Origin of the sequence: Lysinibacillus sp. NPDC093210, assembly GCF_044753985.1 — a bacterium.
In the GTDB taxonomy this organism is placed as follows: Bacteria; Bacillota; Bacilli; order Bacillales_A; family Planococcaceae; genus Lysinibacillus.
In genome coordinates, this window is sequence record NZ_JBIVOE010000001.1 from 334,505 (window position 1) to 358,767 (window position 24,263).

A 24,263-nucleotide genomic window follows, 5' to 3' on the forward strand; every position below is an offset into this window, starting at 1 on the left:
CGACAGAGGAAGGACGACAGAGATATGCATATACATAAATACGAGAAGTACTGGCTTGTATTTGGAGTAGCTACTTTAGTTGCATTTCTTATTATTCTTGGTATTGGTGCGTTTCACCAAGGCTCTCATCCAAATAGTAATAAGAAAACCATCGATTATGAAAAAGTAAAAGAAATTGCACCGTTTACGAATCCAGGTGTACACAAAGTAGAAGGCAAGGATTGGGATTACGAAGTTGTCATTTTAGCATCTGCTTTCTTTTACAATCCACCTGAAATTGAAGTACCACTTGGTTCAAAGGTCAAATTTATCGCGACAAGTGAAGACGTTATACATGGGTTTGAAATCGCAGGTACAAATATTAACATGATGCTTGAACCTGGTTATATATCTGAATATGTAGCTGAAATCAATCAAGCTGGGGAATTTTTAATAGTATGTAATGAATACTGCGGTACAGGACATACGCTTATGCATTCTATGCTAAAGGTGGTGGATCCAAATGAGTCTAAATAATAATTTGACAAAGGTGGATCGTCGTGATGCGAAACTAGCACTTGCCCATATATATGTGGCATTTATCGCATTATTATTAGGTGGTCTAGCTGGATTATTACAAGTTTTTGTACGTTCAGGACAATTCACATTGCCAGCAGGTATTGGTTATTATCAAGTATTAACTGTTCATGGCGTATTACTCGGTCTTATTTTAACAACGTTCTTTATATTCGGTTTCCAAATTGCTGGGGTTAGCCGAACATCTGGTACACTTTCAGATAAACAACGATTACTCGGTTGGATCGGTTTTTGGTTAATGACTATCGGTACAACTGCAGCTGCAGTCATGGTGCTATTAAATAAAGCTACTGTTCTCTATACTTTTTACGCACCACTGCAAGCACATTGGATTTTCTATTTCGGTTTGACTCTAGTAGTAGTCGGCTCTTGGATTGGCGCTGCAGGACAAATTTTACGCTACGTTCAGTGGCGTAAAGAACATAAAGGCCAAACGTCTCCCCTATTATCTTTTATGGTTGTAGTCAATAATTTACTATGGTTCGTGGCCTCTTTAGGTGTAGCGGTTTCTGTTTTATTCCAACTGTTACCTTGGTCTCTTGGTCTCATTGAACGTGTAGATGTGTTACTTTCTCGAACATTATTCTGGTATTTTGGTCACGCGCTCGTTTATTTCTGGTTATTGCCTGCCTATATGGTATGGTATGTTGTTATTCCAAAAGTCATTGGCGGGAAAGTTTTCTCTGACTCATTAGCTCGCTTATCATTTATGCTGTTTTTAATCTTCTCTGTACCGGTTGGTTTACATCACCAATTAACAGAGCCAGGTATTGATACAACATGGAAATTCATTCAAGTTGTTTTAACAATGGCAGTTGTTGTCCCTTCCTTAATGACAGCATTCTCCCTATTCGCAACGTTTGAATTACGTGGCCGCGAACTTGGTGGTAAAGGTATTTTTGGTTGGTTTAAAAAATTACCGTGGAAAGATGCACGCTTCTTAGTTCCGTTCATTGGTATGCTATCATTCATCCCTGGTGGTGCAGGCGGTATTGTCAATGCATCCTATCAAATGAACCAGCTCATCCATAATACAATTTGGGTTACTGGACACTTCCATTTAACATTTGCTAGTGCAGTAGTGTTAACATACTTCGGTGCAGCGTTCTGGTTAATTCCTCATTTAACTGGTCGTACACTAACGAAGTCGTTAAATTCACTTGGTATTGTTTCGGGTGTTTTATGGGGCGTGGGCATGACTATTATGTCCGGTGCAATGCATATTGCAGGATTAATCGGTGCTCCTCGTCGCTCTGACTACTCAGAGTATGGCGGTGCTCAACAAGCGTATGATTGGATTCCATATCAAATTGCACAAGCTGTTGGCGGTACTATTTTATTCATAGCGATTTTAGTCATTACGTACATCGTAATAAAATTAGTTTGGTTTGCGCCAAAAGGTGAAGAGGAATTCCCTATTGGTCCGATTCATGAAAGCAGTGGTCCAACACCACCAATTCTTGAAAACTTTAAAGTATGGCTTGTAATTTTAGTAGCATTAATCATATTTGCTTACACAATTCCAATCTTTGATATTATCTCTAACTCACCAGCTGGCTCAAAAGGCTTCAAGCTTTGGTAAACGGTTATTTTAAAGCGACAAGCGATTTCTCATTGTAGAGAAATCGCTTGTTTTTTATAGGTGATATAACTTTGTATATTTTTCTTGTAAGTAGTTTGCATGTTACTTGGCATTTAAGCCTTCCCCTATCGTCTCTTGTAGTAACTCAAACGGCTTTGTCAGTGCACCGTTTTGGTTGTTAGCCACTCGCGAATTGGCAGAAGTTCACCTTTTGCCAGTAAGTCATCAAAGTTTGGAAGATCTTTATCCATTGCATGTTTCCATTGCGCCGCATAAATTATCCCTAATGCGTAGGATGGGAAGTAGCCAAACGCCCTCTGTCCAGCGCACGTCTTGTAAAACGCCCTTTATATGTTGCAGTAAGCCGTTAAGCGTTTAAAAGCTGAAGAGCGAGTCATCCTAACTTTTGAAAGCAAAATTAAAAGACCTGAGTCCAATACAATACTGGACTCAGATCTTAGAAGTTGCTTAAATTATTTGTCTTACTTTTGTGTGTCAAATCACTTCATGTTTTAAGTGATACCTATGGCAACCGCAACAATTAACGCAAGACAAGCAATAACTATCCAACCAAGTATCATCTTCCAAATAAATTTAATCCACTTTTCATATGGGATACCTGCAACAGCTAAATACGCCATTAATGCAGATGAAGTAGGGATGATAGAGTTTGTTAGGGAATCCCCATATTGAAAGGCTAAAACAGCCACTTGTCGTTCTAATCCTAATAAATCAGTAATTGGAATCATAATAGGCATTGTTGCTGCTGCCTGTCCACTGCCTGATGAAATAAATAAATTTAAAAGTGCTTGGATAATTAACATGCCGATTGCGCTTATTGCATGTGGTAAATGGCCAATTGTTTCAGATGCTGCATACACAATCGTATCAATAATTTTCCCCTGTTCTAAAACAACGGTAATGGCACGGGCAAAGCCTACAATTAAAGCACCAAACGTTACAGCCTTAGCTCCCTCAATAAAAGAATCAAAGATAGTGGCAGGTTTTAAACCACCAATTAATCCTGCAACTAACCCCATTATTAAAAAGGACGCAGTTAGCTGTGTTAAGAACCAACCCCAATTAAAAACACCATAAATATTAAAGCCAATTCCACAAGCCATGACAATAAATACAAATTTATGCTTTGCAGTTAATGTAGGAATGTCAATTACTGATACATTGGATTTAGCTTTTTGCTCAATATCATAAATAACGCTTGCCCGTGGGTTCTTTTTCACCTTAAAAGCATAGCGAGATACATAGAAAATAGCAAAACCTAATACAAAAACATAGACTACTGCACGGAAGCCGATCCCAGAGAATAATGGTACATCTGCTAATGATTGCGCAACACCTACTGTAAAGGGATTAAGCATTCCTCCAAAAAATCCACTGGCAGCACCAAGTGTGATCATGGCTGTTCCTGTTACAGCATCAAAGCCCATCGCGCGTGCAATGGCCACACCAATTGGTACGAAAATAATTGTTTCCTCTGCCATTCCCATTGTAAAACCACCAATAGAGAATAAAATCATCGATAAAGGAATAAGTAATTTTTCTCTACCTTCTAAAGCTTTTACCCCTTTATAGACACCAGCTTCAATGGCACCTGTTGAATGAATAATTCCAAATACACCACTAACTAAGAAAATGTAGAAAATAATTTGAGCTCCTTTTTCAAGCCCCATTGGAATCGCTGTAAACATTTCGAAAAATGAAACTGGATCACTCTCAATATGATGATAGCTTCCATCTACAACGAGCATTCGTCCTTCCTCATCTTCGACACGATCAAACTCACCTGCTGGAATAATATAACTTAAAATACCTGCTAAAAAAATAATCGCAAAAATAATTGTATATGTATGCGGTACTTTGAGCCAACTCCTCTTCTTTACCCTCTGTTCGTTTTCCATTAAATCACACGCCTTTCATAGATTTAGACATATCACAACATTGTCGTTTTATGTCGTTAATAGAGAATAAATATACATGAGTTAGAATTCTTTGTAAAGTCTCAATTTTCCCTTATTTCAAAACTAAATTGTTTCTTGCCTTATAAAACTTTCTCGTACGACCTTGATGATTATAGGATGCTTCTCCCTGCTAACTTAAAAAAATTATGCTCGATTTACAAATTAATAATGCATTCATTAGATCGAAGTGAAAGATTCATAAAGAGCTAATTTCTCTGTAGACACCCCTCATTGAACATAATCCTCAAAGTGTTCATTAATAACCACACAATATTTGGATAGTTAATGTGTCCATGGTCTTTTGTTAAATAAATCCTTATACTAAAAGTATCTTATTTATTAGGGGAATCATTTTTAAAAAACGAAATTCTTAGTAGCACTTGAAACTTTATCCATACGGCCCTTTAATGAAATTGAGCGCTGATCCTTATTATAAAATCGCGCCCGATTGTTGAAGATCGTTTTTCTTATTGAACTAACGCATCTGTTCGTTATGTGTAACACTTCACAATTACTTGATATTATATAGGTGAATAGAAAGATAAATTAAAATTTATTTTAATAGTTGTATAAATAGCTTATTTATTTTATTCCCTTATTACTTTTCAAAAAGGAGGGTTTATGAAAAAGATTATTGTTTTTGTATTAACGATATTTATATTATTCTCAGGATTCGCAACACAAAGTTATGCGTTGTCAGATTCGAAATCTGCGGCAATACAGGCGTTGCTAGATGATGCCTCTCGTATATCAGGTGTGCCGGGAATGTCAATCTCAATACTTGCTGATGATGAAGTGTTCTACTTTTCTTCAGGGTATGCAGATCGTGAAAAGGGGCTGCCTGCAAGTGAAAATACACTCTATGAATTAGCCTCGGTCAGTAAAGCTTTTACCGGTATCGGTATTATGCTGTTGGAAGAGCAAGGGCTACTCTCAATGACTGACCCTGTCCAAAAATATTTACCTTGGTTTACGTTAAAGTATCAAGGGAAAGCTGTTGATATGCAAAGCCTTACACTAAATAACTTTCTTCACCATACCAGTGGTCTAACAAATATTAAGCATACTCAAAATATTCCACAAGGCAATACACCTGATATGTTACAAAAGACTGTGGAAATGCTCGTAGATGCTGAATTGGCGTTCCCTCCCGGTGCACAGTATAACTATGGAACCGTTAATTATGATGTATTGGGTTTGGTTATTGAGATAGTGTCGCGACAAAGCTATGAAGACTTTATGAGAGAACAGGTATTTCAGCCGTTAGATCTTCACCAGACGTATGTTTATAAAGAAGATGCTCAAGCCACTGGACAGTTAGCACAGGGCTACCGTTCTTCCTTTTTTATGACAACTCCATTTAAAGCTCCGGATTATGCTGGGAATAAACCCGCAGGCTACATTATTTCTAATACAAAAGATATGGCGCGTTGGATGGGCATACAGATGGGTATAGTGCAGGACATACCCGAAATATTTCACATGGTTATCGAAAAATCACATAGGGGTGATATGTCTGTTTCGGCTGTCAACGATATGTATTATGCGGCAGGCTGGTCGGTAAATGCCGACCAAACGATTATAGAACATACTGGGGGCAATCCAAATTTCAGAACCGAAGTAGTGATACTGCCAAATGAACGAACAGCCGTCTGCTTGCTGAGCAACGGCGCAAATACCAATATAAATCTGGTACTAAAAGTTAAAGATATATTAGACGGCAATCTAACTCAGTCATATGAAATAAGCGGCACACAGCTTTTGGATATCATTTTGTCGTCTATCACTATTATTCTTTGCCTATTGGCTGTTCTGTTATTTCTCTTAGGATTACGCAGAAGGAAAAAGAATGAGCGGCAGCCAATGACAAAAAAGAGAATAATCGTAACAGTTATTTTCTTAATAACTACGATTGCACTGGGTATACTGTGCTGTGCTTTCGATTGGTCAACAATACTTATTTGGCAAACATATAGTGTTCTTACAGCTTTCATTTCGTCAGCATTATTTACAGCAAGCATTACATGGTTTCTATACACTCACCGATAAAATACCTTGCTCCCAAGTTAAACATAATGTTAAGTAATTAAATTTCAATTTATCGGTATGCTTAATATGAAAAACACAAGACACTTCGGTGTCTTTTTTAATATCCTCAACAATTTTCCCAGTCGAACCTAATCACTTGTCATTTTAGTAGCGTTAATCATATTTGCTTACACAATTTCAATCTTCGAAATTATTTCGAATTCACCAACTGGCTCAAAAGGCTTTAAGCTTGGGTAATGCAACAAGCGATTTCTCATTGGAGAGAAATCGCTTGTTTTTTATAACTGATATAGCTTTGTATATTTGTCTTGTAAGTAGTTTGCAAGATACTTAGCATTTAAGCCTTCCCCTGTCGCCTCTTGCAGTAGCTCAAACGGCTTTTTCAGTGCACCGTATTGATGTACTTTCTCTGTTAGCCACTCACGTATTGGCAGAAGTTCCCCTTTTGCCAGTAAGTCATCAAAGTTAGGAATATCTTTATCCATTGCGTGCTTCCATTGCGCTGCATAAATCATTCCTAATGCGTAAGATGGGAAGTAACCAAACATCCCCCCTGCCCAGTGCACGTCTTGTAAAACGCCCTTCGCATCACTTTCTGGTCGGATACCTAAGTATTCTTCGTACTTAGCATTCCACACTTCTGGAAGGTCTTTTGCTTGCAAGTCCCCATTGAACAAATCACGTTCAATTTCGTAACGAATCATAATATGCAGTGGGTATGTTAGCTCATCCGCTTCAATTCGAATTAACGATGGCTCCACCATATTAATGGCACGAAGGAAATCACTTAAAGGGATATCTCCAAACTGTGCTGGCGAATGGTTTTGCAAGCGTTCATAGTTTTGCTCCCAAAACTTTTCATTTCGTCCGACAAGATTTTCATAGAATAGTGATTGCGATTCATGAATGCCTGTCGATGTACCCATCGCTAACGGTGTACCAGCAAGTTTGGCATCAATATTTTGCTCATACATTGCATGCCCACATTCATGGATCGTGCCAAAGATTGCCGAACGGAAATCTTGCTCATCATATTTCGTTGTAATACGTGCATCTCCGTGATTGATGCCAATCATAAATGGATGGACACTTTCATCTGAAAACCATATAGACACTAAAACTAAATATAATTAAAATTGAACAAAAAAAATACACTGGATGCAGTAACACCAGTGTTTTAAGTAGGTTTAGTTATATTAATTTACTTTCATTAAATTTATGAACACTAGCATGTTTTCAACTCCGCTACCACAGACATGTAAATGTCTATAAGATTCTCACTATCCACTTTAAAACCAAACCGTTCATATAAACTTTGAGCAGAGCTTCCTTGCAGGACATTTAATGTCACTCGTTTTCCTATTACATAATCTTGTTTTAGAAGATAATCTAATACCTGACTACCAATACCTTTACCTTGGTAATGGGGATGAATATAAAAATGTTCCAACAGATACCCATCTAATATCGGTTTAAAAGCTACGCAACCAACAAAGGATGAACCTACTTTAATGATCCATGTATGAACTGGGTCAAATGCATCACGAAAGCGTTGGCGTACCTTTTCTTCATTAAATCTTCTTAGTCTAGTTAAATCATCACGTAGTACAATTGCCCGTAAATTAGCAATTGTCTCAACATCGGAATTTTGGGATTGGTGAAGGGTAATCTGTTCCATCTAACAATACAACTCCTTTTTCTTGATTTTCATCAAAGAACACTTATTGCTAACGCACCCAATCGTTTAAGTGTAATTATTCATAATTTTTTTAGTTGACATTAAATAAATGGATTTTCAAAAGTATTTACTTCTTGGTGTATTACAATTGGGTCGAAACAATACCATATTTTTCATCTTCAGGGTAAGTAACAGCAATAGTTGGTTCACTACCTGTATAAAGATGAATGTCTCATGATGACCAAACTGTACATAGAAAGAAATGGGCATGTCTATCTTGCTCTACTATTTTTACATATGAACCTAAATTTCCATCTAGTGAAATAGCATCTTCAACCCTTGTTTTGTTTAAATGGTCTTCAAAATCTGCTTTTTTTCTAATGGTACTATTCCGTGCCAGGTACGTGTTATCATTCCCCTTATTTTTTAAATGAATAATTATAAATACAATTTTATAATTATTCATACATTACCATAGATCATACTTTGCCAACAAGAATTATTTTTATTTCTTATGCAACTAACCTACCCCCTAGCTCCATCAATTGTATGGCCCTTAAATGAAAAATGAACGCCTATTCTTTTATGAACCTAATAAAATACATATTCCTAAGAAAATAATAGAAAAAGACATTAAATGTTTGTTCATCTACTTGCCCCCAATTAAAGTAATACATTCATTTTTCATTTAATAAAATATAACATTTTATTTTTTTAACCAAACGTTCACTTTTATATGAAAACAAATGCATCGCTTATTACAGAATCGCGCCCGATTGTGGAAGATCGCTATTGAACTAAAGCTCCTCGTTAGTTGAAGAATCCATTTTCAAGTTATTCTTTAACTTTAAAAGTTTTAAAATATTCATACCCTAAGATAATAAACCCTAATAAAGAAAATATTACTCCTATAACAAATGGGAATCCTACAAATAAAGAATTAACGACTTCATTCCCAAATTCCTTTCTCCCAAAAATAGCAATCCATAATTTTGAATTGGTATTAATTGCATATATAGTACCTATTATAATAATACTTAGTGTAATTAATAATCCACTTAACATAATAATTCCACCAATTATAACTCTTTTCAATAGAATCCCCCTAATATGTTCATTTTTTCAATACCTTCTTACAGCATTAAATTCTTTATCCGAATCGTTTATTCCTTATTTCATTAAACTGCCCCGTTAGCTTAAGTACATTGTTTCACAAACTCACATCAAGATTAACATTAAATCCAATTTTTAATTTAGTATTATTCAATTAAATGGCCCGTTTGTTGAATAAAAACATATCAACCCGATTCTACTTAACTGCCCCGTTAGTTCAACAACTTCTTTAAATCAATTCTTATGTAACCGTTTATATAGGTCGTACCATCACATTATTAAATATAGCTTTTTAAATATGGGTCGAAGGTAGGTTCGTAACCTGTTTTTACATCCTAATTAACTACACTTTCATTTCGTAAATATTTCTAAATATACTTTTAATCACAAATAATAGCTGAACAAATATAAACAATAGTTCCGCTTAAAAATAACTCGTAATAATGTTGCACATTTTATAAAGAATACTGATGAAACATGTAAATGACTTTAAATCTCGACTTGTAATTAATAGTGTTAATTATATTCGCTTAAATAATTCTATTTTTTCTATTATATCGAATGCACCTGCGGACTCAAAAAGCTTTAAGCTTTGCTAAAGCAACAAGCGATTTCTCATTGGAGAGAAATCGCTTGTTTTTTATAACTGATATAGCTTTGTATATTTTTCTTGTAAGTAGTTTGCAAGATACTTGGCATTTAAGCCTTCCCCTGTCGCCTCTTGCAGTAGCTCAAACGGCTTTTTCAGTGCACCGTATTGATGTACTTTCTCTGTTAGCCACTCACGTATTGGCAGAAGTTCCCCTTTTGCCAGTAAGTCATCAAAGTTAGGAATATCTTTATCCATTGCATGCTTCCATTGCGCTGCATAAATCATTCCTAATGCGTAGGATGGGAAGTAACCAAACATGCCCCCTGCCCAGTGTACGTCTTGTAAAACACCCTTCGCATCGTTGTCAGGTCGGATGCCTAAATATTCTTCGTACTTAGCATTCCACACTTCTGGAAGGTCTTTTGCTTGTAAGTCTCCATTGAACAAATCCCGTTCAATTTCGTAACGAATCATAATATGCAGTGGGTATGTTAGCTCATCCGCTTCAATTCGAATTAACGATGGCTCCACCATATTAATGGCACGAAGGAAATCACTTAAAGGGATATCTCCAAACTGTGCTGGCGAATGGTTTTGCAAGCGTTCATAGTTTTGCTCCCAAAACTTTTCATTTCGTCCGACAAGATTTTCATAGAATAGTGATTGCGATTCATGGATGCCTGTCGATGTACCCATCGCTAACGGTGTACCAGCAAGTTTGGCATCGATATTTTGCTCATACATTGCATGCCCACATTCATGAATCGTGCCAAAGATAGCCGAACGGAAATCACGCTCATCGTATTTCGTCGTAATACGCGCATCCCCATGATTGATGCCAATCATAAATGGATGGACACTTTCATCTAAGCGACCCGCTTCAAAATCATAGCCAAGCTGCGTAAGCATTTCTAATGATAATGCTCGCTGTGCTTCTCTCGTAAATTGTTTAAATAGCATACTTGTATCTGGTTTATTCGGAGAAGCTGCTATTTTTTGCACAAGTGACACAATCGTTTCACGTAATTCACCAAATACTTGATCTAACACATCAGTAGTCATATCTGGTTCATATACATCGAGTAACGTATTGTATGTAGAGCCGTTTTTAATGCCCCAATATTGAATAAATTTCTTTTGCCATTGAATGATTTCCTCTAAATAAGGTAAAAATTGCGCAAAATTATTCGTTGCTTTTGCTTCTTCCCAAACGGTTTCTGCTTTCGCTTGTAAAATAACGTATTCTTTATATTCTTCAGCTGGAATTTTTTTATTTTGATCGTAGTTTTTACGTACTTCCTCCACTAAACGTCGTGTTACATAATCAAGATCTGTTTTTTGTGCTTCTAATGTAGTTAGCAGTTCCCCTAATTGTTCACTCGTTTGCATATCAAATAAGGAGGCCGACAATGTGCCTACTACTTCTGAACGCTGCGCTAATCCCTTTTTAGGTGCACCGGTGCGCATATCCCAATACATCACACCTAGCGCTTCTTGATAGTGCTGCATTTTTTTCACATAGTCTGTAAATTGCTGTACAGTCATATCCAATCATCCCCCTTTTTTCACCTTATTAGTTTAGCATATTTTCGAATATTTTGTATATTTTGGACTTTTGGTTTTTGAATTATATAAAGAATTCTTCTTTCAGAAAACTTCTTTGAGCACTTCTGAGGGAAATATATTTGTGGGATATAGTTAATTGTCTATTTAAGTTGACCTTTCGTAAGGAAAAATACTATTACTTTTTTAGAAAGTTTAAAGCTCCCTTGATTAGAAGGGAGCTTCAGCATATCGACAATTTTTGAATCTACCAATAAAATAAGTCATTAATTGTATATCGCATGAGAAAAGCAACATTAAGCTCTGGTGTAGTGTGTATATAATTGTTGTGTTCTCGCACTATCACTGAAATACGTGATTATTAAATATCTATTTATGCCTGTTGAATCCTCACATTCTCTCACTTGAATAGTTGTATATAAATTTTGGCTTCTTGGAACAGTGATAAATAGTGATGCAATCCCACTACTAACAAATGTTCTAAGTCGTGTAGCTGTAAATCTACCAACAATAACTGCTACTCCACCATTTATTAGAAAAGTCAATACTCTTTGTTCCCAATTATTATAAGTCACATTATCTCTATATTGTGTCTCAACAATTTTGCACAAGTTTGTAAAGTCCCCAGGTAAAGAAAATACGGAGACTCTACTTGACTGATTTAAAAATTCATATCTCAAACATTGTTCTAAAATTTCACTCTTATCTTCTAAACTATAGGGTTCAATTACTGGCTCATTATTAACTCGAGGTAATAAATCTCTTTTTCCCGCTTCATTGTTTGCAGCATAACCTGAACTAGGAGCAACTGCAGTAAAGGCCAACATAAATGTTAGAAATAGTAAAAATTTTTCATTTACTTACTCCCTCCTAAAAATTTAGTGTAATAATTGTACAATAAAAAAAGAAAATATAAAATAATTTTATAGAAAATTACAAAAAAGAAAGAAGGGTTTCAAATGAAGTATTTTTGGTATTTTATTATCGGAGGCTTAATTGGATTACTACTTTCATACATTACGACTGAAATATCACGGACAGTGGCTTTTTTAACCTTGTGCATTGTAGCGGTCATAGCCTTCTATATTAAAAAGAGTGCCAGTCACTCAAAAAATTCTGACAATTAAAAATCCATATAGACTGCCAGTTTGGTAACTAATGACTAGCCAAGTAATAATCCACGGAGACTCCCGCGAGATTGCATCTCCCCATACCTTACCGGCGATTTCGGTAGGTTAATCGGCGTTTTTCATAGGTTTACCGGCGGTTCCAGTAGTTCTTCCGGCGATTACGCAAACATCGGTAATAGTCTCTATATTTATTTCAAATAAAAGTAGCTCCCTTCTATATGAAGGGAGCCTCTATTTTAAATTGGGGATTTCACGTTCATGTTCGGTTTCCAATCAAACATACTTTAAAATAATTCATATAACGTTGGGGAGCGTCTATATGAATACTCGTTAAATGTTTTGGCAAATTTGTAATACTTGCTTGACGGCTTCTGCCGATTGATTGAGCGCCGTTTTTTCTTCATGTGTCAGGTGTAATTCAATGACCGATTCAATGCCATTGCCGCCTAATATTGTCGGTACACCTAAAAATAAATCATTGTAGCCGTACTCCCCTTCTAACAGGGCGATCGAAGGAATAATTTTCCGCTGATCCTTCATGATAATTTCGACCATCTGAGCACAGGCTGCAGCTGGTGCATAATATGCACTGCCATTTCCTAATAAACCAACAATTTCGCCGCCACCTTTGCGGGTACGTTCGACGATTTGCTGTAGTCTATCTTGGGGAATAAGCTTTTCTAACGGGATGCCCCCTGCATAGGAATAGCGAATTAATGGCACCATTTCATCACCATGTCCACCTAATACAAATCCTGATACATCTTCAGGGGCAATTTGTAACTCTTGTGCTACAAATGCATTAAAACGTGCGGTATCTAACACGCCTGATTGACCGATGATACGATTTTTCGGGAAGCCTGTTTCCTTATAGCAAACATAAGTCATCGCATCAACAGGATTGCTTAAAACTACTACAATACTGTTAGGGGCATACTGTTTTATTTGTTTCGAAACATGCTGAATGATTTTCGCATTTGTTGTAACTAAATCATCACGACTCATCCCTGGTTTACGAGGGATACCTGCCGTAATAATAACGATAGATGCGCCTGCAATATCCTCGTATTTACTTGTTCCATGTATCGATACATTAAATTTTTCAATCGGTCCTGTTTGTAATAAATCCAGTGCCTTTCCTTTTGTTGGATTTTCGGCCTCTGGAATATCTAACAACACTACATCACCTAATTCCTTCTGTGCCAGGAATAAGCTTAATGTTGCACCAGTGTGACCAGCTCCAATAACAGCAATTTTATTTTTCCGAAATGCCATTATGCTTCACCTCAATTGTCCGTAGCATCTGTCGTTTTTTTAGCACGCGCGGGTGTTGGTGCTGGTTTTTTCTTTGGCGTTTCTGGACCTTTGATCATGTTGAATACTTCTTCATCAGGTCTAGGAATGACGTGCGCGCTTAATAATTCTCCGACGCGCTTAGCCGCCTCTTTACCAGCATCGACAGCTGCTTGGACTGATCCAACGTCACCTTTTACGACGACGGTCACAATCCCACCATCCACAAATTCTTGTTTAACAATCGTGACATCAGATGCCTTAATCATCGCATCTGCTGCCTCGTAAGAGCCTACTAATCCTTTTGTTTCAATCATGCCGATTGCACTACTCATTGTCCTCACCTCGCATTACATCTGTTGAATCTATAATTCCTATTACAACTGCATCAATAGGAAGTGGATTATCTTTCATAATATAACGGGATGAACCTCCACTCGTAATGAGCACATCATCACCAATACCAGCCCCTATGCGATCAGCCGCTACCATTTCCGTGCGAATTGGCTGCTGATTAGAGTCAATTGGTTGAATAATTAAAAGCTTTAGGCCATTCAACCCTTCTTCCTTGCGTGTTGCCCATACACTTCCAATCACTCTTCCCATCTGCATGAACTCACCCTCTTTATGTTGCTTGGATAATACTTATTATTCAGAGCGAATCGTTAATTTTTTATTCAACTCTCTTATTTTGTCATAAGCTAGTGCTGTCACGATGGTTCTTTTCGGCACAACAATTTCTTGAGCTTCTATCTCAAGCACTTCCACCTGTGAAAGGAGCTTTTTTTCAAAATGATAAATCGAGTGTTTTTCTGGCGTTATCTTTACGACTAAAGGGCGTTCTTTCGCAGTCATCGGTTCAATCGTTTGGCCATTGACAATTTCAGCAAAAGCCCCTTGTTGAATCAACCCAGCATTCGCTTCATCTGTATCAATATGCATTTCCAAGCGATAGCGCTCCGACACACGAATAAGAACATTCGATAAAATAATAGGGCGTATTCCCTGTACCTTCATTTGCACTGACTGCCCATCCACAACTTGGAATCTCACGCTATCTGCAGGTGACATATGAATATGAGCTTGCGCAATAATGAGGCCTTCCGCTAGTACAACACTACCTTTTGGTCCGATTAACGTAACAGGGCTTGAGCCTTTAATATCTCCAGAGATTCTTAATGGTGGCTTGACGCCAAGTTTCATCGCATCTGTCCAGCTAACTTCCACTTGTGTTAAAGCGCGTGCTGGGCCTAATATGCGGACCCTTTCAATCGAGCCTTTAGGTCCCGCAATAACTACCGTTTCTTCAGCTGCAAATTGTCCTGGCTGTGACAGCTCAAACTTGGGCGTTAATTGATAATTTTCACCAAAAAGTTGCTCCACTTCTGCCTGTGCAAGATGGACATGTCGTGCTGATACACCGATAGGAATTTTACCGTCATCAGGTTGGGAAGGCTGATTTTTTAATACTTGCTGTAAAACTTCTTCAACGATTTTTTGCACTAATTGTTCCTGCATCAAACCTCCTCCTTACGAAAATGATTTAACAATTCTTCCCTTTGCTTGCTGTTCAATTAAGCCTGCATTCGCTTCATCTGTATCAATATGCATTTCTAAGCTAAAATCATTCGATACACGCACGACTACACCGCGGAATGTTATAGGTCTTTCACTGTCAACTTCTACAGACACTAATTCATTATTGCTGACTTCTAATACTCGCGCATCTTCTTCTGTCATATGAATATGTGCTTGTGCAATAATGACTCCCTGTTCTATCATAATTTCTTGTCGTTGATTAATTAGTTTGATGCTAGCTGAATTTGCCATATCTCCCGATTGCCTTACTGGAGGGTTTAAACCTAATTTCATTGCATCTGTTCGACTAATCTCCACTTGCGTTGCTGCTCTAACAGGTCCTAATACACGCACATTGTGAATAACACCTTTTGGTCCTTCAATAGAAACACGCTCTTTCGCTGCAAACTGACCTGGCTGAGAAAGATCAAAATCCTTCGTCAACGTTGCGTTTGGACCAAATAGTGCTTGTAAATCATCTTCACTTACATGTATATGACGAGCTGAAATGGCAACTGGAAAAGCTTTTGATTTTATGTTCAAGTTAGCCACCTCTAAATCTAGTAACAATTATTTTTTACTTATGACAGGCACTCATCTCCATCTACAGTAAGAGATGAATGCCTCCCTTTCACAGCTGTAATTAAGCTTCTGCTTTTGGTAAGATTAATTCTAATTCGTTATGAGGGCGTGGAATTACATGCACAGATAGAAGTTCTCCAACACGTTGTGCTGCTGCTGCACCTGCATCCGTTGCTGCTTTTACTGCACCCACATCGCCTCGAACTAACACAGTGACAATTCCGCCACCAACATGAACTTTCCCAACTAAATTAACACTTGCAGCCTTTACCATTGCATCCGCCGCTTCAATTGCTCCTACAAGACCTTTTGTTTCTACCATTCCTAATGCTGTACTCATTTGTCATTCCTCCAAATTATTTAGTTTGTAATGTGATTTGCTTTAATACTTGATCTACAATTTGTTGCACCACTTCTGTATCCAGTGATGGCGTTTGCGCCTTGATATTCTCTACTACTGGCTCTATATCGAATTCCGGTTTTGGCACTTCAACATCTTTAATGCCATATGCCATACGCTTAATATTCAATAAGTGTCTAGCTGTAATGTTATCGGACGTAATATTACCGCCAAATGTACCACAGCCTAATGTAAAGGATGGGGCTAATCCAGTCGTACCGCCAACTGCGCCAATCGAAGATAATGTGTTAACGACAATACGCGACACCGGTAAGTCAAGCGAAAACTGCTCTGCTAACGCTGCATTTTCCGTATGAATTGAGCATGAATGACCTCTTCCCCCTATGTTCAGTAGATCAATCATCACTTGTTTAGCTTCTGTGCTGTCCTCTACTGTGTAGAACGCAAATATCGGTGAAAGCTTTTCTAGTGAAAATGGAATGTTTTTACCAATCATATTCTCTAAACCAACAAGTACTTTTGTCTCTTCTGGCACGACAATACCGACTAATTTGGCTAAGCTCACTGCTGATTTCCCAACAATTTGAGGGTTTACTTTTCCTGGCACAGGAGAAATCAGCTTCTCCATCTTCAATTTCTCTTCTGCACTTAAAATATACGCATGCTGTTTCTTTAACTCTGCTAAAACTTGCTCTGCAATAGCTTTATCCACGATAATGGCCTGCTCTGTTGCACAAATTGTGCCATTATCAAACGATTTGCTTTGCACAAGCTGACGACTAGCTTTTTGAATATTGGCTGATTTTTCGATATAAGCTGGCACATTTCCTGGTCCTACTCCATACGCAGGTTTTCCAGAGCTGTATGCCGCTTTTACCAATGCACCGCCACCCGTTGCTAAAATCAAATGAATGTTAGGATGCTTCATTAATTGCTGCGTCGCTTCCATTGAAGACATTGTTAAACATTGCAACAATCCTTCTGGTGCACCAGCCTTTTCTGCCGCCACTCTACAAATATCTAAAGCTTCCTTTGTACATTTAACAGCATAAGGATGCGGGCTCAGAACAAGACCATTTCTCGTTTTTAATGAAATAAGTGTTTTAAAGATTGCCGTTGAAGTAGGATTCGTTGTTGGCACAATACCTGCAATGACACCAAACGGGCTAGCAATCTCAGTAACTTTCTTTATACGATCAGAGCCTATTACACCAACAGTCTTTAAATCTTTAATATCTTCATAAACATCTCTAGAAGCAACTTCATTTTTCATTTTTTTATGATTTGGGATACCCATCCCTGTTTCTTGTACAGCCATTTTGCCTAATCGTTCTGCCTCTTTAAATGCGGCATCCGCCACAGCCTTTACAATAGTATCCACTTGTTGCTGTGAAAATTGCATATAGGCTGCTTGTGCTGTATTTGCCTGTCTAACGGCATCTCTCATTTCCTGAATGGCTAATAAATCTTTATCTAAAGAAGCCATAAAGCCGCCTCCTTTCTAAATAACCGGATTTCTCGCAACATTTTCTATTGCTTCTCTAAAAGCATCTGCAGCCGCTTGACATGAAGACTGACTGCCACTTACTATGCCACCACCAAAGTTCGTTTCCGAAGGTGGTCCAAAAAATAGTTTTAGCTCTACGTCCGCTGCTTTTAAAGCGGCATCTAAACCAACGACCGCCTCAAGTGGTGGCGCGATTAAGTAAGCGAGTGCAGTGCCAACTTTCACATCTGCTAACTCGGCCAAATAGGTTCCACAGCTTGCAACAGTATGCGCAAATAGAGCATGGCTTTCATTGCCATTGATTGCTTCAAAATAAGTATCGAATTGAATTTTTTGTTCAATTGCTTCCAAGCCACTGCGAATTTCGTCTGGTGAGCTACCCGCAATAATGCCAATCATTTCACCCGATAATGGGCCTGACGCGTGTGCCGCCCCTGCATAAAAGCTTTTTGCATAAACGACATCAACATCAGCTTTTTTCGTCGCTTCGTCTAATGCCACATATCCGACATCATCAATCGTTAGTGTGACCAGCCCAATGCTATGCTGATTTGGCTGTAGCTCAAGCTGTGCTGCTAATTCTCTATTCACTCTAGGAATCATCTGCATTGCCAAAATTTCAGCCATTATTTTTTGAGGATTCATTACTTACCCCCTAACTTTCTTTAGCGACAAGATTTACGCCACTTGCCTTATATTGCAATATTTTTTGAACGACTGTACCTAAATATGCACCTGCCTCAAGGGGCGGAATACCACCTTTATGAATGTTCGATATAACCATTCGATCCGCTTCGACAGTGCCCAATCTCGGCTGATAACATAAATACGCACTCATTGACTCAGCTGACACAAGCCCAGGACGTTCACCAATTAAGTAAACAATGACCTCTGCTTGCAATAGTTCGCCAATCTCATCCATTAAGGCAACACGCCCTTTATCTATATAAAAAGTAGTGCCTATTTCAATATTTAAATTACTAAGACTTTGCTGTAATGCTAAATAAACATCCTGTACATTTTCTTCAATTGCACTCGCACTTAAGCCGTTAGAAATAATGATTTGGACTGTTGGACGTGCCTTGCATGATGATTGAATAAGTGCTTTCGATTCATCTGATAAGCGACGACCTAAATCCGGTCTAGTAATGTATTCTTCTTTATCAGTTACTCGTGTTGTTACTTGAAAGACATTCAATTTTTGTAATAGCTCTTCTGTCACCTCTCCATATACGGCATCTACTGCTGCTGCATGATCGAGGCGGAATTTTAGCCAAGTTTTTGTTTTTGGCCTTGTTCCTGCTCTACCTACACCAATTCTTGCAGGTGTATGTTTTTTTGCCGCTTGTACACTTTCAGATATAGTTTCCTCTTCAAACTGAAATGCCTTAGCAGGCTCCACAGTAGAAGTATGGTCTTCAATCGTTGCACTGTGCGAATATTCTTGTGTAGATGATGCATGATTGTAAAGCTTAATTAATGGTTGATCTGATGTTGCATTTGGATTTAGTAGCTCTTCAGAATGATTAACTGCTGTTTCATAGAACTTAATAAGTGGTTCTCTCTGTTCTACAGTCGGTGTAGTTATTTCTTCAGATAAATTGTTTGATGTATTATCGTTACTCATTTTCTCCATAACAAGCTGCGTAATCATGGATACTAGCTGTTCATTCAATGGTCTCACCTACCTTTCAAATATCGATAAATCGCCAGCTCTAGCTGAAAGTCGCCCATTTTCGTAAATGCCCATTTTTTCTAACCAAGCTAAATATTCGGGCGCCGGTTTTTTACCAAATGTTTGAAGCAACGTTGCAACATCATGGAAACTCATTGACTGGTAGTTCAACATAATATCGTCTCCCATAGGTGCTGCAATAATAAAGTTCACGCCTGCTGCGGTTAGTAACACACTTAAATCTTCTACATCATTTTGGTCTGCCTTTATATGATTCGTGTAACAAATATCAACTCCCATTGGAATGCCATGCATTTTACCCATAAAGTGGTCTTCTAGCCCTGCCCGAATAACTTGTTTGTTGTTATACAAATACTCAGGACCGATGAAACCAACAACTGTGTTGACAATATACGGATTAAAATGTCTTGCAAATCCATAATTGCGGGATTCCAATGTTACTTGGTCAATGCCCATATGTGCTTCTGCCGAAAGCTCCGAGCCTTGCCCTGTTTCAAAGTAAAATAAATTTGGGCCAGTTCCCGTTCCTTGTTTTTTCACAAGTTCCTCTGCTTCTCGAATTAAGTCTGCAGAAATACCAAACGAGCGGTTAGCAATTTCAGTCCCCGCAATACTTTGGAAAATCATATCGGCTGGCGCCCCTTGCTTGATGGCCTTCATTTGTGTTGTAATATGTGCCAATACACAGTTCTGTGTAGGAATCGACCAATCATTGATGAATTCTTTTGTAGCATGTAAAACCTTTTTGACGCTTTCGACTGAATCGTCTACAGGGTTAATACCAATAACGGCATCGCCTATTCCATAGGACAATCCTTCTTTTAAAGAGGCGATAATTCCGTCAATATTATCTGTTGGGTGGTTGGGCTGGAGTCTTGAGGAAAGCGTACCCTTTTGCCCAATCGTAATATTACAAGTTGAAAGTATTTCTACTTTATTTGCCGCATGAACGAGATCTAAGTTAGACATTAGCTTGGTAACAGCTGCAATAATTTCTGAATTCATGCCCTTACTTAAGCGCTTTAACTCTCGATCTCCTGTATTATTCGATAAAATATATTCTCTAAGCTGCTCAATACTCCAATTTTTTATTTCTCCGTAAATTTGTTCATTGATATCCCCTTCAATAATGCGTGTGACTTCATCATTTTCTGGTGGAACTAGAGGATTCTCGCGTATATCTTTGACTAGTAATTCACTTAGCACAGCTTTTGCTGCAATTCGTTGCTGTACGGTTTCAGCAGCAATACCCGCTAGCTGATCTCCCGATTTTTCTTCATTGGCCTTGGCCATTACGTCTTTTAATGAATGAAAATTATATTTTTCTCCACCAAATAACACCGATAGATTCACATTCATCCTCCTTACTTTGAGTGGAAAGCTAGTGTTTTGACAACAACAGGGACAACACCAGAAGGTAGCACTTCCCCAATGTCAATATAATCACCTGTTTCTACTTTAATTTGATCGATACATAGTATAGGAACCGATGGATTAATAGCTTGTAACGTCTGCCCTATAACCTTTGCATAATCTGATTGAATGACTATGATAATTGGTATGTCCTTGGAGCTTCTTGTTCCTAAATGCTGTAAAATGGCCTCGCATAATGTATGGACATCCTGAAAACTTAAGTACGGTAACTCACTAAAATAGAGTGCAAATGGAGAGTGTTTGTCTTCTATCGAAAAGAGTGCATCCGCTCTATCCACTGCTGTCTTCACCATATGATCAAACGCTTTTGATGCTAAACTCATATGGCAATTAAATACAGGAACATTTTTTAATGGTAAAACATCTGCATCCACTTGAATGGTGGCACCACTAATTTCAGTTGTTTGTGTACCTGCACCAGTCACTGTTGCTCGTGCAGTTTCTTGTGGCTGTAGCCATAAAAATGTTTGCAGTTGCTCATGCTGCAACAGCATATTTGCAAGTTTATCGCCGATATCATCATACTGACGATGCGTACAATCATGGTTATAAATACAGGAAGCTACCCCTCCTGAAAAGACGATTGCATCGACTGGCTTATGCCAATTTGGCATATGCCCTAATAACAATGGATACTCGGAATCAATTTCTTGCCCACTTAATATTTCAGCTAAGAAGTGCACCATTTCTTGAATAAGCTGCGCAACGCGAGCATCGTCTGCCGAATCCCCCAGCTGTAATGGTGTTGGCCACTTCTCCATGAGCTTCTGAATAGGTGGTGAAATGGAAAGAATTTTGCCATTATGAAACTCAATTAATCTACCACCAACATGCAATGTACATGTACCAATGACTTCACCGTACTGCATAACCGCGATATTAGCCGTACCGCCACCAATATCTATATTGGCAATGACTTTGCCTGTATTTTTTGATAGTTGGACAGTACCTGCACCTTTGGCGGCAATAATCCCTTCTAAATCAGGCCCTGCAGTCGCAACTAGAAAGTGACCAGCTGAGTCAGCAATTGCATGGACAACCTCACTGGCATTTTCCTTTGTAGCAGATTCACCCGTAATAATAATCGCACCTGTTGATATATCTGCCGGTGAAATTTGAGCAAGTTCATATTGCTGGAATATAAATTGTTCGATCTGTTCCATATCGATAATGTCATGATTGAGAAACGGTGTTTTAATAATAGGACTTTGATGTAACACTGTTTTTTCAATTATTTCTATCCGCGGCACATGTGTCACACCAGCAACGTTTTTCAACAGAAAACTACTAACAACCATCTTTGTTGTACTTGTCCCAATATCAATGCCTGCACTATAAATTTTTTCTGTTCTCAACTTATGCCTCCCTCTAAGCCACTATGGACAATAAATGAGATAGGGACTATCACGATCCTTAACAAATTGACGAATTTCCTCGTCTGAATTGAGCTGAATTAGCGGTGCAATATACTCAATCCCAAGCATTTGCCATGAAGATGTTTGGACGATTGGACCATGTGTCATAACGTTTTTTAATAAAGTTGTGGCTCTTTCCACATCTGCAAGGGGTGCATCTATTTTGGTAATAACGCCAATTTGTATTTTGGGAATGCCTAAGCTAAATTGTGGTGGAAAAACACTCCTTGCGGATGTGGCATCCTGCAAATAAATTACATGCGTCACTTCAAGCGATGTTGCCATAATATTTCTGTAATACATCGGATTTTCTATATATTCTCCAGGTGTATCAACAATCCAGTCATCAAAAACGAGTGCTTGCGTTTTATTGGCTTTTCTATCTTTTCCTAATAACGCATTCATTAGCGTTGACTTACCAGCTTGCACACCGCCTATTATCATTACTCGATTTTTCATATGGCACATCCTATGACTTCGTTATTTTAGATGGCGTATAACCTAACATTTCTGAAAGAAAACGATTAATTTCTAACATCGCCATTTCAACTTCAGAGACACTGCCCACAATAACGAGACTGCCCGTAAAACGATCTAAAAACCCTAGTTTTACATTCGCTGCCTTTGTAGCTATATCCCCAGCAATAATGACTGTTTCACTCGGTGTACAAGTCATAATGCCAAGTGCACCTGCTTCTTGAATCCCAAGTTTTTGAAACATTTCAGGATCAGGATTTGCTATTAAATGACTCAACGTTAGTTGCTTACCTGGCACAAATTCCTGAATAAATCGTTTCTTTTCTTCACTCATACGACATCACTTCTTTCTCTTAAGACTTTTGATCTGTTAAATATTCTCCTTCTTTAATGATGCCTGCCTTGCGATCTTCTTGTTCCAATTTTAAAGCTGTAGGTACTGATAGCTTATAGGCAAAGAAAATGGCAATGATACCAGCTAAAAGTTTTCCTGCCATTACAGGTAAAATAATTGTTGGCTGGAAATTAGCAGTAAATGATAAATGATCTCCTAACAGGAATGCTGAACAAACTCCAAAGGCAATGTTGATTACTTTATCCTTTGGTGGCATCTGACGAATAAGTGTAAACATAGCTAAAATATTTGCACTCGTCGCTAAAATCCCTGCACTTCCTACCGATGAAAGACCTAATTTTTTCCCTGCTGTTTCTAGCGGTTTAGAAGCATATTTTCGGATTAAGTAGACCATTGGGAATGCACCCGCTAACATAATACCGATATAGCCAGCCGTTTCTAATGCACGGAATTGGTCAACACTATCTGCCATAATCGGATCAAAGCCCCATGCCCCAAAAATCTTTGTAAAAAGACCCGTAAAAATTTCAACAATCGAGAACACAAGTACAAGCTTAATTGCCGCATCCATTACACGTCCAAAAATCATAAAACCTTTGATCATGCCATTTGGAATGAGCTTTAGCCCTAACGCAATTAAGATTACAAAAATAAACAAAGGCAATAAATTAAGTAATATTTGTAAAACAGAAATGGCAAAAACATACGTTGGTGCAGATGTAGTACTAATGACTTCACGAACTTCAGTGTTAAACATCACAATCATGATTGATGAAATAAATGCACCAATCGGAATTGTTAAAACGCCCGCCATAATTCCTAATGCCATATACTTATGATCACGCTTGTCTAACATCGCAAGACCCATAGGAATTGAGAATACAATTGTTGCACCTGACATAAAACCAACAACAAGTGCCATCACCCATCCTTCATAGGATTCCTTTAAGGCATTTGCTAATTGATATCCCCCCATGTCTGAAGCTAAAATTGTTGTTGCGGCTATTGCTGGATCAGCACCAATCCATTCAAAAACCGGACTAATAAAGTGACTAATAAACCACGTTAAGTAAGGTATAGCTGCCATGATTCCTGCTGCGGGTACAAAAATATGCCCTACAGTATGGATACCATTCATAAATTCTTTACCAATTCCATACTCTGCATCTCGAATTGCTCCGATTGCACCTAAAACTGCACAAATCATGATAATATAAACGATTATCGTTCCTATCATTGCCATCTTACTCATCCCCCCTTTGATTTTGATAAATATATAGAAAAAAAGACGCATTAAAGAAAA

The 24,263-nt window shown here is 38.1% G+C and carries 22 protein-coding genes and 2 pseudogenes; 3 read left to right on the plus strand and 21 right to left on the minus strand.

Annotation, left to right across the window (positions count from 1 at the left end):
• The first annotated feature begins 24 nt into the window (after nt 1-24).
• Complete coding sequence (locus ACIP9C_RS01680; protein WP_172770986.1) at nt 25-516, plus strand: cupredoxin domain-containing protein; 492 nt, start codon at nt 25-27, stop codon at nt 514-516.
• A complete protein-coding gene (locus tag ACIP9C_RS01685) occupies nt 503-2,158 on the plus strand; it encodes a b(o/a)3-type cytochrome-c oxidase subunit 1 (RefSeq protein ID WP_401008056.1) in 1,656 nt (551 codons plus the stop codon). Before ACIP9C_RS01680 ends, ACIP9C_RS01685 begins: the two co-directional genes overlap by 14 nt.
• A 102-nt stretch (nt 2,159-2,260) precedes the next feature.
• Here the strand turns inward: ACIP9C_RS01685 and ACIP9C_RS01690 are convergent.
• Together ACIP9C_RS01690 and ACIP9C_RS01695 are read right to left on the minus strand one after the other, a co-directional pair.
• Nucleotides 2,261-2,506 (minus strand): annotated as a pseudogene (locus ACIP9C_RS01690) (carboxypeptidase M32); the annotation flags it as partial.
• Between the two features lie 164 nt (nt 2,507-2,670).
• Nucleotides 2,671-4,077, minus strand: a complete 1,407-nt coding sequence (locus ACIP9C_RS01695) for a YfcC family protein (protein ID WP_401008058.1) — start codon at nt 4,075-4,077, stop codon at nt 2,671-2,673.
• A gap of 681 nt (nt 4,078-4,758) precedes the next feature.
• Between ACIP9C_RS01695 and ACIP9C_RS01700 the strand changes: the two genes are divergently transcribed.
• Nucleotides 4,759-6,186, plus strand: coding sequence for a serine hydrolase domain-containing protein (locus tag ACIP9C_RS01700; RefSeq protein ID WP_401008060.1), 1,428 nt, complete (start codon nt 4,759-4,761; stop codon nt 6,184-6,186).
• Nucleotides 6,187-6,464: 278 nt separating this feature from the next.
• On the opposite strand, the pseudogene ACIP9C_RS01705 reads toward ACIP9C_RS01700, so the two are convergent.
• The 19 genes and pseudogenes from ACIP9C_RS01705 to eutH all read right to left on the minus strand — a co-directional run.
• Nucleotides 6,465-7,283 (minus strand): annotated as a pseudogene (locus ACIP9C_RS01705) (carboxypeptidase M32); the annotation flags it as partial.
• Between the two features lie 128 nt (nt 7,284-7,411).
• Nucleotides 7,412-7,864, minus strand: a complete 453-nt coding sequence (locus ACIP9C_RS01710; RefSeq protein WP_401008062.1) for a GNAT family N-acetyltransferase — start codon at nt 7,862-7,864, stop codon at nt 7,412-7,414.
• Between the two features lie 834 nt (nt 7,865-8,698).
• Entirely contained in the window at nt 8,699-8,959 is a 261-nt protein-coding gene (locus tag ACIP9C_RS01715; protein ID WP_401008064.1) for a hypothetical protein, read from the minus strand.
• A gap of 658 nt (nt 8,960-9,617) precedes the next feature.
• Complete coding sequence (locus ACIP9C_RS01720) at nt 9,618-11,114, minus strand: carboxypeptidase M32 (RefSeq protein ID WP_401008066.1); 1,497 nt, start codon at nt 11,112-11,114, stop codon at nt 9,618-9,620.
• Between the two features lie 314 nt (nt 11,115-11,428).
• Nucleotides 11,429-11,959: a hypothetical protein gene (locus tag ACIP9C_RS01725; protein ID WP_401008068.1), complete on the minus strand. Its 531-nt coding sequence runs from the start codon at nt 11,957-11,959 to the stop codon at nt 11,429-11,431.
• Nucleotides 11,960-12,592: 633 nt separating this feature from the next.
• Nucleotides 12,593-13,537, minus strand: coding sequence for a malate dehydrogenase (gene mdh, locus ACIP9C_RS01730; protein ID WP_401008069.1), 945 nt, complete (start codon nt 13,535-13,537; stop codon nt 12,593-12,595).
• Between the two features lie 11 nt (nt 13,538-13,548).
• On the minus strand, nt 13,549-13,890 hold the full coding sequence (locus tag ACIP9C_RS01735; protein ID WP_401008071.1) for a BMC domain-containing protein: 342 nt from the start codon (nt 13,888-13,890) through the stop codon (nt 13,549-13,551).
• Complete coding sequence (locus tag ACIP9C_RS01740; RefSeq protein WP_401008073.1) at nt 13,883-14,167, minus strand: EutN/CcmL family microcompartment protein; 285 nt, start codon at nt 14,165-14,167, stop codon at nt 13,883-13,885. Before ACIP9C_RS01740 ends, ACIP9C_RS01735 begins: the two co-directional genes overlap by 8 nt.
• A 36-nt stretch (nt 14,168-14,203) precedes the next feature.
• A complete protein-coding gene (locus tag ACIP9C_RS01745) occupies nt 14,204-15,073 on the minus strand; it encodes a phosphate propanoyltransferase (RefSeq protein ID WP_401008075.1) in 870 nt (289 codons plus the stop codon).
• Between the two features lie 12 nt (nt 15,074-15,085).
• A complete protein-coding gene (locus ACIP9C_RS01750; RefSeq protein ID WP_401008077.1) occupies nt 15,086-15,676 on the minus strand; it encodes a phosphate propanoyltransferase in 591 nt (196 codons plus the stop codon).
• 100 nt (nt 15,677-15,776) lie between these two features.
• Nucleotides 15,777-16,055, minus strand: a complete 279-nt coding sequence (locus tag ACIP9C_RS01755; RefSeq protein WP_024363388.1) for a BMC domain-containing protein — start codon at nt 16,053-16,055, stop codon at nt 15,777-15,779.
• Between the two features lie 16 nt (nt 16,056-16,071).
• The gene (locus tag ACIP9C_RS01760; RefSeq protein WP_401008080.1) at nt 16,072-17,562 is read right to left on the minus strand and encodes an aldehyde dehydrogenase family protein; all 1,491 of its coding nucleotides are present in this window, start codon (nt 17,560-17,562) and stop codon (nt 16,072-16,074) included.
• 15 nt (nt 17,563-17,577) lie between these two features.
• Nucleotides 17,578-18,228 (minus strand): ethanolamine utilization microcompartment protein EutL, encoded by a 651-nt coding sequence (gene eutL / locus ACIP9C_RS01765; RefSeq protein ID WP_401008082.1) that lies wholly within the window; start codon nt 18,226-18,228, stop codon nt 17,578-17,580.
• A gap of 10 nt (nt 18,229-18,238) precedes the next feature.
• A complete protein-coding gene (eutC, locus tag ACIP9C_RS01770) occupies nt 18,239-19,258 on the minus strand; it encodes an ethanolamine ammonia-lyase subunit EutC (protein ID WP_401008084.1) in 1,020 nt (339 codons plus the stop codon).
• 9 nt (nt 19,259-19,267) lie between these two features.
• Nucleotides 19,268-20,638: an ethanolamine ammonia-lyase subunit EutB gene (locus tag ACIP9C_RS01775; protein WP_401008086.1), complete on the minus strand. Its 1,371-nt coding sequence runs from the start codon at nt 20,636-20,638 to the stop codon at nt 19,268-19,270.
• A 5-nt stretch (nt 20,639-20,643) separates the two neighbouring features.
• Entirely contained in the window at nt 20,644-22,068 is a 1,425-nt protein-coding gene (locus tag ACIP9C_RS01780) for an ethanolamine ammonia-lyase reactivating factor EutA (RefSeq protein ID WP_401008087.1), read from the minus strand.
• 21 nt (nt 22,069-22,089) lie between these two features.
• On the minus strand, nt 22,090-22,587 hold the full coding sequence (locus ACIP9C_RS01785; protein ID WP_401008089.1) for a EutP/PduV family microcompartment system protein: 498 nt from the start codon (nt 22,585-22,587) through the stop codon (nt 22,090-22,092).
• Nucleotides 22,588-22,597: 10 nt separating this feature from the next.
• Nucleotides 22,598-22,939, minus strand: coding sequence for an ethanolamine utilization microcompartment protein EutS (gene eutS / locus ACIP9C_RS01790; RefSeq protein WP_340825057.1), 342 nt, complete (start codon nt 22,937-22,939; stop codon nt 22,598-22,600).
• A gap of 19 nt (nt 22,940-22,958) precedes the next feature.
• Nucleotides 22,959-24,203, minus strand: coding sequence for an ethanolamine utilization protein EutH (gene eutH, locus ACIP9C_RS01795; RefSeq protein WP_340825058.1), 1,245 nt, complete (start codon nt 24,201-24,203; stop codon nt 22,959-22,961).
• Nucleotides 24,204-24,263 lie beyond the last annotated feature (60 nt).

Excerpts from the sequence above, each read along its gene's own strand:
- ACIP9C_RS01710 (WP_401008062.1), bottom strand. The coding sequence starts at position 7,864 with ATGGAACAGATTACCCTTCACCAATCCCAAAATTCCGATGTTGAGACA.
- ACIP9C_RS01740 (WP_401008073.1), bottom strand. The coding sequence starts at position 14,167 with ATGCAGATGGGAAGAGTGATTGGAAGTGTATGGGCAACACGCAAGGAA.
- ACIP9C_RS01775 (WP_401008086.1), bottom strand. The coding sequence starts at position 20,638 with ATGAATGTGAATCTATCGGTGTTATTTGGTGGAGAAAAATATAATTTT.
- eutL (WP_401008082.1), bottom strand. The coding sequence starts at position 18,228 with ATGAATCCTCAAAAAATAATGGCTGAAATTTTGGCAATGCAGATGATT.
- ACIP9C_RS01745 (WP_401008075.1), bottom strand. The coding sequence starts at position 15,073 with ATGCAGGAACAATTAGTGCAAAAAATCGTTGAAGAAGTTTTACAGCAA.
- ACIP9C_RS01695 (WP_401008058.1), bottom strand. The coding sequence starts at position 4,077 with ATGGAAAACGAACAGAGGGTAAAGAAGAGGAGTTGGCTCAAAGTACCG.
- eutS (WP_340825057.1), bottom strand. The coding sequence starts at position 22,939 with ATGAGTGAAGAAAAGAAACGATTTATTCAGGAATTTGTGCCAGGTAAG.
- ACIP9C_RS01685 (WP_401008056.1), top strand. The coding sequence starts at position 503 with ATGAGTCTAAATAATAATTTGACAAAGGTGGATCGTCGTGATGCGAAA.
- eutH (WP_340825058.1), bottom strand. The coding sequence starts at position 24,203 with ATGGCAATGATAGGAACGATAATCGTTTATATTATCATGATTTGTGCA.
- ACIP9C_RS01755 (WP_024363388.1), bottom strand. The coding sequence starts at position 16,055 with ATGAGTACAGCATTAGGAATGGTAGAAACAAAAGGTCTTGTAGGAGCA.
- ACIP9C_RS01720 (WP_401008066.1), bottom strand. The coding sequence starts at position 11,114 with ATGACTGTACAGCAATTTACAGACTATGTGAAAAAAATGCAGCACTAT.
- ACIP9C_RS01785 (WP_401008089.1), bottom strand. The coding sequence starts at position 22,587 with ATGAAAAATCGAGTAATGATAATAGGCGGTGTGCAAGCTGGTAAGTCA.
- ACIP9C_RS01760 (WP_401008080.1), bottom strand. The coding sequence starts at position 17,562 with ATGGCTTCTTTAGATAAAGATTTATTAGCCATTCAGGAAATGAGAGAT.
- ACIP9C_RS01700 (WP_401008060.1), top strand. The coding sequence starts at position 4,759 with ATGAAAAAGATTATTGTTTTTGTATTAACGATATTTATATTATTCTCA.
- ACIP9C_RS01680 (WP_172770986.1), top strand. The coding sequence starts at position 25 with ATGCATATACATAAATACGAGAAGTACTGGCTTGTATTTGGAGTAGCT.
- ACIP9C_RS01725 (WP_401008068.1), bottom strand. The coding sequence starts at position 11,959 with ATGTTGGCCTTTACTGCAGTTGCTCCTAGTTCAGGTTATGCTGCAAAC.
- mdh (WP_401008069.1), bottom strand. The coding sequence starts at position 13,537 with ATGGCATTTCGGAAAAATAAAATTGCTGTTATTGGAGCTGGTCACACT.
- ACIP9C_RS01735 (WP_401008071.1), bottom strand. The coding sequence starts at position 13,890 with ATGAGTAGTGCAATCGGCATGATTGAAACAAAAGGATTAGTAGGCTCT.